Below are 8,352 nucleotides of genomic sequence, written 5' to 3' on the forward strand. Positions count from 1 at the left end.
CCCGGCCGGCGGCGAGGCGCAGGGGCTGCGCGCGGCGTTCGCGATGTTGCAGGCGCGCGCCGGGCGCTGATGCCCGGTACCGCCGCGCCGGTCACGCCCTTGTAGGAGCGGCGTAAGCCGCGATCGGAAGCCGGGGTCCCGCGCCAGGTAATGATCGCGGCTTACGCCGCTCCTACAGTCCCGGAACCCTTTCCGCTTTTGCCTCCCTACGATCGCGAGTCCACCCCCCTTACTTGACAACTCTATTTTTCAGAGTACTTTTCAATTCACATTCCCCGGACTCCACTGCCATGACCACCAACGACAACCTCCGTCAGGACCTGGCCTTCGTTGCCAGCGCAGTGCGCCGCCACGAGCGCGCGGCCGGCGTCCCCTCGATCTACTTCCTGTGGGCGGTGATCGTCGCCGTCGGCTTCGCCCTGCCCGACTTCGCGCCGCACCTGGCCGCGCCGTTCTGGGTGGTGTGCGGCATCGGCGGCGGGCTCGCCAGCATGTGGCTGGGGGCACGCGACAGCCGGCGCCACGGCACGATGGACCGGGAGCGTGGCCGTCGCCACGGGCTGCACTGGCTGGTGGCAGGCGTGGGCTTCCTGCTGTGCTGGCTGCCGGTGCTGCGCGGCAGCCCGATCGAGACCGCGGTCGGCAACTTCCTGCTGGTGGCCGGGCTGGCCTACGCGTTCGCCGGTGTCCACCTGGAGCGGCCGCTGCTGTGGAGCGGGCTGCTGATGCTTGCCGCGTTCGTGGTCCTGAACCTGTTCGCGCTGCCCTACACCTGGACCGGGACCGGCGTCGTGATCGGCCTGGCGCTGGCGTGGGCGGGCCATGCCGGGCGCCGCGACCGGCTGCCGGCCACGCAGGGATGAAAGCGCTCGACGGCCTTGATCCTGTCTTCGAACACCGCGCGCGCCTCGCGATTGGCGTGCTGCTCGCGCGCCACGACGAGATCAGCTTCGCCCGGTTCAAGCAGCAGCTGGAACTGACCGACGGCAACCTCGGTGCGCAGCTGCGCAAGCTGGAGGATGCCGGCTGCATCGAACTGCGCCGCGACTTCGTCGACCGCAAGCCGGTGACCTGGTACCGGCTTACAGACGAAGGACGCAAGGCACTGGAGCGCCACCTGGCGGCGCTGCAGGCACTGATCGCAACGGCCGAGGGCTGAGATGGCGACGATCGTCCCGGCATCGTTACTGACCTTTGGCAGGTTGGATCGGCCCGGGTACGGGGTCACACTCGACGGTTCGTGACGTCAGGGATGCACATGAACGATTCGGCCGACCTGCTCAAGGCACTCAAGATCGACCGCAATGCGCCCGCTCCCCGGGAGCCGCGACGGGCCCTGCTGTATGGCGCGGCCGTTGCCGCGGTGGTGCTGCTGGCGGTGCTGGTCGGCTGGCTGGTGTTCGGCGGTCGCGGCGGGCCGGAAGTGCGCACCGCCACCGTGGTGGCGATCGGCAGCGGCAATGCACCGGCGTCCGTGCTCGATGCGACCGGCTACGTGGTCGCGCGGCGGATGGCGACCGTCTCGGCCAAGGTGACCGGCAAGGTGCGCGAGGTGCTGATCGAGGAAGGCCAGCGGGTTGCCGCCGGCGAGGTGATGGCCACGCTCGATCCGGTCGATGCGGTGGCCGGTCGCGACCTGGCCGCCGCGCAACTGTCGGCCGCCCGCAGCCAGGTCGCCGGCGCCCAGGCCCGGTTCGAGGAAGCCGAGGCCAGCGCGCGCCGGCTGCAGGGCCTGGTCGCCCAGCAACTGGTGTCGCAGGCGCAGTACGACCAGACCGTGGCCGAGCGCGACGCCCTGCGCGCGAACCTGGTCACCGCGCGTCGCAATGTCGAGGTCGCCGCCGACCAGCTGGCGATCGCCGACANCAGTACGACCAGACCGTGGCCGAGCGCGACGCCCTGCGCGCGAACCTGGTCACCGCGCGTCGCAATGTCGAGGTCGCCGCCGACCAGCTGGCGATCGCCGACAACAGTGTCGACAACACCGTCGTGCGCGCGCCGTTTGCCGGCGTGGTGATCGCCAAGGCCGCGCAGCCGGGCGAGATGATCTCCCCGCTGTCGGCGGGCGGCGGTTTCACCCGCACCGGCATCGGCACGATCGTCGACATGGATTCGCTCGAGGTCGAGGTCGACGTCGGCGAGTCCTACATCGGTCGGGTCAAGCCGGAGATGCCGGTCGAGGCCACGCTCAACGCCTACCCCGACTGGCAGATCCCCGGCGAGGTCATCGCGATCATCCCCACCGCCGACCGCGGCAAGGCCACGGTCAAGGTGCGCATCGCCCTGCATGCCAAGGACGAGCGCATCGTCCCCGACATGGGCGTGCGCGTGAGCTTCCTGGAAACCGCGCGGCCGGCGTCGGCCGAGGAAGCGCCGCGCGGGGTACTGGTGCCGGCCGCGGCGATTGTGAAGCGTGACGGCAGCGACGTGGCCTTCGTCGTGGTCGACACCGACGACGAAGGCGGCACGGTCGAGCAGCGCACGCTTGAACTCGGGCGAACGCTCGGCGACGACCGCGAGGTCACCTCCGGGCTGGCCGGCGGAGAGAAGGTCGTGCTCGAACCTGCCGCTGACCTCCAGGACGGCACCCGCGTGCGCCTGGCGCAACCCGCCACGGACTGATCGCATTCCCGCCACCGGCACGTGCGCCGCGACGGCATGACACCCACTCCAAACAAGGACGCCACCATGTCTCTGGTCTCGATCCGCAACCTCACCAAGAGCTACCAGCGCGGGCCGGAAACGGTCGAGGTGCTGCACGGCATCGACCTGGAGATTCCCGAGGGCGACTTCGTCGCGCTGATGGGACCGTCGGGTTCGGGTAAGACCACCCTGCTCAACCTCATCGGCGGGCTGGACTCGCCCAGCGGCGGCGAGATCGAGATCAACGGCCAGCGCATCGACACGATGGGTTCGGGCCAGCTCTCCAACTGGCGCAGCGACCACGTCGGGTTCGTGTTCCAGTTCTACAACCTGATGCCGACCCTCAACGCGCAGAAGAACGTCGAGCTGCCCCTGCTGCTGACCCGGTTGTCGGCCGCGCAGCGCAAGCGCAACGCCGAGATCGCGCTGAAGCTGGTCGGGCTGGAGGAGCGCGGCAAACACCGGCCCAACGAACTCTCCGGCGGCCAGCAGCAGCGCGTTGCGATCGCCCGCGCGATCGTCTCCGATCCGACCCTGCTGATCTGCGACGAGCCCACCGGTGACCTCGACCGGCAGTCGGCCGAGGAGATCCTGGCGCTGCTGCAGTCGCTCAACCGGGACCACGGCAAGACCATCGTCATGGTGACCCACGACCCGAAGGCCGCCGACCACGCACGCCGCACCATCCACCTCGACAAGGGCAGCCTGGTCGAAGGCGAGCTGGCCGCCGCGCACTGATGCGCGCCGCTTCCGAAGGAGCCGGGACATGAAATACCTGCACCTGATCTGGGCCGCGCTGTTCCGCAGCAAGACCCGCACGTTGCTGACGCTGTTGTCGGTGGTCGCCGCGTTCCTGCTTTTCGGCATGCTCGACTCGGTCCGGGTCGCCTTCAATGCCGGTGGCAGCGTGGCCGGCGCCGACCGCCTCGTGGTCGCCTCGCGCCTGTCGATCACCCAGACCCTGCCCTCGCGGCTGACCGCGCAGATCGCGTCGGTGCCGGGGGTGGAGAAGGTGGTCTACGCCAACTGGTTCGGCGGCATCTACCGCGACCCGAAGAACTTCTTCCCCAACTTCGCGGTGGGTCCGGACTATTTCGAGCTGTACCCCGAGTACACCATCCCGGCCGACCAGCTGGAGGCCTTCAAGGCCGACCGCACCGGCGCGATCGTCGGCGCGGCGCTGGCCGAGCGCCACGGCTGGAAGGTCGGCGACACCATTCCGCTGCAGGCGACGATCTTCCCCAAGGACGGCAGCAACGACTGGAGCTTCACCCTGCGCGGCATCTTCGAGCTGGCCGACGACAAGCGCCAGGGCGAGGAGAACCAGCTGATGTTCCACTGGGACTACTTCAACGAGGCCAACGACTACATCACCGACGAGATCGGCTGGTACATGGTCAAGCTGTCGGACATCGACCAGGCCTCGCAGGTGGCGCGCGCGATCGACGCGATCTCGGCCAACTCCGACCACGAGACCAAGACCCAGACCGAGCAGGCGTTCAACCAGGCCTTCATCAAGCAGTTCGCCGACATCGGCCTGATCGTCAGCGCGATCATGGGCGCGGTGTTCTTCACCCTGCTGCTGCTGACCGGCAACACCATGGCGCAGGCGGTGCGTGAACGGATTCCCGAGCTGGCCGTGCTCAAGACCATCGGCTTCAGCAGCCGCAGCGTGCTGATGCTGGTGCTGGCCGAGTCGGTGCTGCTGGTGCTGCTGGGCGGGCTGTTGGGGCTGGCGATCGCGGCCGCGCTGATGCCGGCGGTTAGCGCGGCCAGCGGCGGCATCGTGCAGTTGCCAACGGTGCAGACGCAGACGTGGCTCGTCGGGTTGGGCCTGATGCTGGCGATCGGGCTGGTGGTCGGGCTGCTGCCGGCACTGCGCGCGATGCGCCTGAACATCGTCGATGCGCTGGCCGGGCGCTGAGTGCGACACGCAAGGATGAGGATCCGGATATGAAGCGTTCTGCAAAGTGGCTCGGCAATCTCGGCGTCCTGGTCGCCCTCGCGGCCGGGCTGGTGGTCTGGATCATGCTGCCCTGGTGGGGCGTGCTGGCCGTGGCGGTGCTGCTGGGGCTGTGGCTTGCGCTGACCCGCAGCGGGCGCCTGGCGCTGGCGGCGACGCGCGTCGGCATCGCGAGCCTGCCGCAGCGATGGGGTGCCTCGTCGGTGATCATCGTCGGCATCGCCGGCGTGGTCGGCGTGCTGGTGGCAATGCTGGCGATGGGCGAGGGCTTTGCCGAGACACTCAACCGCACCGGCGACGACGACACCGCGATCATCCTGCGCGGCGGTTCACAGGCCGAGACCAACTCGGTCATCAGCCGCGACCAGGTGCCGCTGGTGTCCTCGCTGCCGGGCATCGCCCAGGGCAGCGACGGCCGGCCGCTGCTGTCGCCGGAGCTGTCGCAGGTGATCAGCCTGCCCAGCGCATCCGACGGCAGCGACGTCAATGCGCAGTTGCGCGGCGTCGGGCCAAAGGCCTGGGAGATCCGCCCGCAGGTCCAGCTGGTCGAGGGCCGCCGGTTCGAACCGGGCCTGCGCGAGCTGATCGTCGGCGACGGCGCGCACCAGCAGCTCAGCGGACTCGACGTCGGCAACACCATCACGATCGGCAACCAGACGTGGACCGTGGTCGGCCGCTTCGAAAGCGGCGACTCGCACGAGTCCGAGCTGTGGGCCGATGCCGAGATCGTCGCCAGCACCTACAACCGCCCGGCGTACCAGTCGATCACCGCGCGCCTGGCCGGCGGCGGCATGCAGGCACTCAAGGCGGCCATGGCGGCCGACCCGCGGCTCAAGCTCGATATCGAGACCACGCGCAGCTACTACTCCAAGCAGTCCGAAGGGTTGACCAAGCTGATCAAGGTGCTCGGCACGGTGATCGGCGCGATCATGGCGATCGGCGCGGTGTTCGGCGCGCTCAACACGATGTACGCGGCGGTCGCCGGACGGGCGCGCGAGATCGCGACGATGCGCGCGATCGGCTTCCGCGGCCTGCCGGTGGTGGTGGCGGTGATGCTGGAGACGATGCTGCTCGCGCTGCTCGGCGGCATCCTCGGCGCTGCGCTGGCGTGGCTGGTGTTCAACGGCTACACCGTGTCCACCCTGGGCAGCAACTTCAGCCAGGTGGTGTTCTCGTTCCGGGTCTCACCCGAGCTACTGTGGAGCGGCCTGAAGTGGGCGCTCGGCATCGGCCTGGTCGGCGGCCTGTTCCCGGCCCTGCGGGCGGCGCGGCTGCCGGTGACGACGGCACTGCGGGCGGCGTAGCGCTCGCGGCAACGGCGCTGCCCGATTGCCGTAGGCAACGGCGCTGCCCGATTGCCGTAGGAGCGACGTAAGTCGCGACCGCGCAGCCAATCGGACAGGGATCGACGGGTCAGTGGTTCGCGACTTACGTCGCTCCTACCGGAGTGCGGTTGACAGCGCGCGACTGACGGCGCGCGGTTGACGGCACGCGGTGACGCGACGCGGATAGAAAACGGGCGCCCTGGGGCGCCCGTGGCGTGTCCATGCCGGCGGGACTTCAGTCCGCCCAGTGCCCGGCGCTGGCCGAGCCCGGCAACACCGCCGCGGACAGCTTCGCGTCGTTGCTCAGCAGCCAGACAGCGTCGGCGAGGATGGCGGCGGACTCGCGCAGCAGCGGGTCGGGACGGTCTTCGGCAGCCTTCTGGCGGGCAGTGTCCTCGACGATGTCGCGCTCGTTGGCGGTCAGGCCATCGTCGAGCTGGGCGGCCGCCAGCGGGTCGAGGGCGAGGCCCAGCTCCTTGCGGATTTCCTGTCGCTCCTTGCGGCGCGCCTCGTTGGCGTCGCGCTCGGCGCGGCGCTCGGCCTCGTTGAGCGAGATCGAGGTCTCGGCCGCCTCGGTGCGGTAGCGCTCGACATCTTCCTTCCACCACTGGAACTCGCGGTTGTCGGCCACCCGCTTGCTGTGCAGCGCCTCGAGCTGCGGCACGAGCGGGGCGAAGTTGCCGTAGCGGATGTGCGGCACCTCGGCGATCTTGGTCCACGGCAACGCGTTGTCGTAGGTGCTCTCGCCGTACTCGGTCGCATCGACCGACGCCGGGAAGTTGATGTCGGGCACCACGCCCTTGTTCTGGGTCGAGCCGCCACTGACGCGGAAGAACTGGGCGATCGTCAGCTTGACCTGGCCGAAGCGTTCCTCCTCGTTGGCCGGCCAGCGGTCGAGGTCGACCAGGTTCTGCACCGTGCCCTTGCCGAAGGTGGTCTCGCCGATGACCAGGCCGCGGCCGTAGTCCTGGATCGCGCCGGCGAAGATTTCCGACGCCGACGCCGAGCCACGGTTGACCAGCACCGCCAGCGGGCCATCCCACGCCACGCCGCCGTCGCGGTCGCCTTCCACGCTGACCCGGCCACCGGACTCGCGCACCTGCACCACCGGGCCCTGGTCGATGAACAGGCCGGTCAGCTCGATCGCCTCGGTCAGCGAGCCGCCGCCGTTGTTGCGCAGGTCGAGTACCACGCCATCGACGTCCTGGGTCTGCAGCTCGCGCAGCAGCTTGCCGACGTCGCGGGTGGCCGAGGCGTAGTCGTCGCGGTTGAGGCGGCGGCCCTCGAAATCCTGGTAGAAGCCGGGCAGCTCGATCACCCCGATGCGCTGGTCGGGCGCGTCGGACTGGCCGGGAATGGTCAGCACCTCGGCCTTGGCGGCCTGGTCCTCGAGCCGGACCTCGTCGCGGGTGATCACCACGCGGGCCGGCTTGCTGTCCAGACCGGCGCCGGCCGGGATCATGTCCAGCCGCACCTGCGAGCCCTTCGGCCCGCGGATCTTCTCGACCACGTTGTCCAGGCGCCAGCCGATCACGTCGACCATCGGCCCGCTCTCGCCCTGGCCGACCGCGGTGATGCGATCGCCCGGGGCGAGGATGCCGGTCTTGTCGGCGGGGCCGCCGGCGACGATCTCGCGGATCGCGACCACGTCATCCTGCTTCTGCAGCACCGCGCCGATACCTTCAAGCGACAGCGACATGGACAGGTTGAAGTTCTCGGCCGAGCGCGGGGTGAAGTAGTCGGTGTGCGGATCGATCGCGCCGGCGTAGCTGTTGAGGAAGGTCTGGAACACGTCCTGGCCTTCCAGCTCGGAGACGTTCTCGGCGAGGTTGGCGTAGCGCTTGTCGAGGGTCTCGCGGATGCTGTCGGCCTCCTTGCCGGCCAGCTTCAGGCGCAGCCAGTCATTGCGGACCGACTGCTTCCACAGCGCGTCGAGCGCGTCGGCGTCGGCCACCCACTCCGCATCCTCGCGGTCGTAGTGGAAGCGGTCGTCACCGGTGAAGTCGAAGATGTCCTGCTTGAGCAGGCTGCGGGCGTACTCGACGCGCTCGTCGACGCGCTGCCGGTAGGTCGCGAAGATCGCGTAAGCCGGCTCCAGCTCGCCACTCTTGATGGCGTCGTCGAGCAGCGTCTCGTAGCGGTCGAAGCGGGCGATGTCGGCCGCGGTGAAGAACTGCTTGCCGCCGTCGAGCGCCTCCAGGTAACGCTGGTACATGTCCGCCGACAGCGCATCGTCCAGCGGCTGCGGCCGGTACGCGTAGCGGCTGTCCGACAGCAGGCCGTAGACCAGCTTGGCGGCGGTGGCCTGGTACTCGGTCGGACCGGTCGGCAACGCAGCGGGCGTGCCCGCCGGGCGCACGGACGGCTCGGCCGGCGTGGACAGTGTCGCCGGCGGCGCCTGCGTGCCGGCGTCGACCGGGA

General features: G+C 69.5%; 6 protein-coding genes and 1 pseudogene. 6 read left to right on the plus strand and 1 reads right to left on the minus strand.

The genetic code is table 11. The features are described 5' to 3' along the window. Positions 1-290 precede the first annotated feature (290 nt). The 6 genes and pseudogenes from ACKVMH_RS11440 (at position 291) to ACKVMH_RS11465 (ending at position 5,910) form a co-directional block, all read left to right on the plus strand. Complete coding sequence (locus tag ACKVMH_RS11440) at positions 291-863, plus strand: hypothetical protein (protein ID WP_215218888.1); 573 nt, start codon at positions 291-293, stop codon at positions 861-863. After that, positions 860-1,159: a winged helix-turn-helix domain-containing protein gene (locus tag ACKVMH_RS11445; RefSeq protein ID WP_215218889.1), complete on the plus strand. Its 300-nt coding sequence runs from the start codon at positions 860-862 to the stop codon at positions 1,157-1,159. Before ACKVMH_RS11440 ends, ACKVMH_RS11445 begins: the two co-directional genes overlap by 4 nt. 99 nt (positions 1,160-1,258) lie before the next feature. Beyond that, positions 1,259-2,622 (plus strand): annotated as a pseudogene (locus ACKVMH_RS11450) (efflux RND transporter periplasmic adaptor subunit). A 66-nt stretch (positions 2,623-2,688) separates the two neighbouring features. Further along, positions 2,689-3,381 carry an ABC transporter ATP-binding protein gene (locus ACKVMH_RS11455; RefSeq protein WP_215220402.1) on the plus strand — a complete coding sequence of 231 codons (693 nt, stop codon included), beginning with the start codon at positions 2,689-2,691 and terminating at the stop codon, positions 3,379-3,381. A gap of 28 nt (positions 3,382-3,409) precedes the next feature. Beyond that, positions 3,410-4,567, plus strand: coding sequence for an ABC transporter permease (locus ACKVMH_RS11460; RefSeq protein ID WP_412700381.1), 1,158 nt, complete (start codon positions 3,410-3,412; stop codon positions 4,565-4,567). A 29-nt stretch (positions 4,568-4,596) separates the two neighbouring features. Next, on the plus strand, positions 4,597-5,910 hold the full coding sequence (locus ACKVMH_RS11465; protein WP_412700382.1) for an ABC transporter permease: 1,314 nt from the start codon (positions 4,597-4,599) through the stop codon (positions 5,908-5,910). 256 nt (positions 5,911-6,166) lie between these two features. Here the strand turns inward: ACKVMH_RS11465 and ACKVMH_RS11470 are convergent, their stop codons facing one another. Next, the gene (locus ACKVMH_RS11470) at positions 6,167-8,314 is read right to left on the minus strand and encodes a carboxy terminal-processing peptidase (RefSeq protein WP_412700383.1); all 2,148 of its coding nucleotides are present in this window, start codon (positions 8,312-8,314) and stop codon (positions 6,167-6,169) included. Positions 8,315-8,352: the final 38 nt, after the last annotated feature.

Source organism: Lysobacter zhanggongensis (assembly GCF_046638635.1).
Classification (GTDB): domain Bacteria; phylum Pseudomonadota; class Gammaproteobacteria; order Xanthomonadales; family Xanthomonadaceae; genus Novilysobacter; species Novilysobacter luteus.

Bases quoted from the DNA above. Each gene is read 5' to 3' on its own strand.
- ACKVMH_RS11440 (WP_215218888.1), top strand. From the start codon at position 291: ATGACCACCAACGACAACCTCCGTCAGGACCTGGCCTTCGTTGCCAGC.
- ACKVMH_RS11445 (WP_215218889.1), top strand. From the start codon at position 860: ATGAAAGCGCTCGACGGCCTTGATCCTGTCTTCGAACACCGCGCGCGC.
- ACKVMH_RS11455 (WP_215220402.1), top strand. From the start codon at position 2,689: ATGTCTCTGGTCTCGATCCGCAACCTCACCAAGAGCTACCAGCGCGGG.
- ACKVMH_RS11460 (WP_412700381.1), top strand. From the start codon at position 3,410: ATGAAATACCTGCACCTGATCTGGGCCGCGCTGTTCCGCAGCAAGACC.
- ACKVMH_RS11465 (WP_412700382.1), top strand. From the start codon at position 4,597: ATGAAGCGTTCTGCAAAGTGGCTCGGCAATCTCGGCGTCCTGGTCGCC.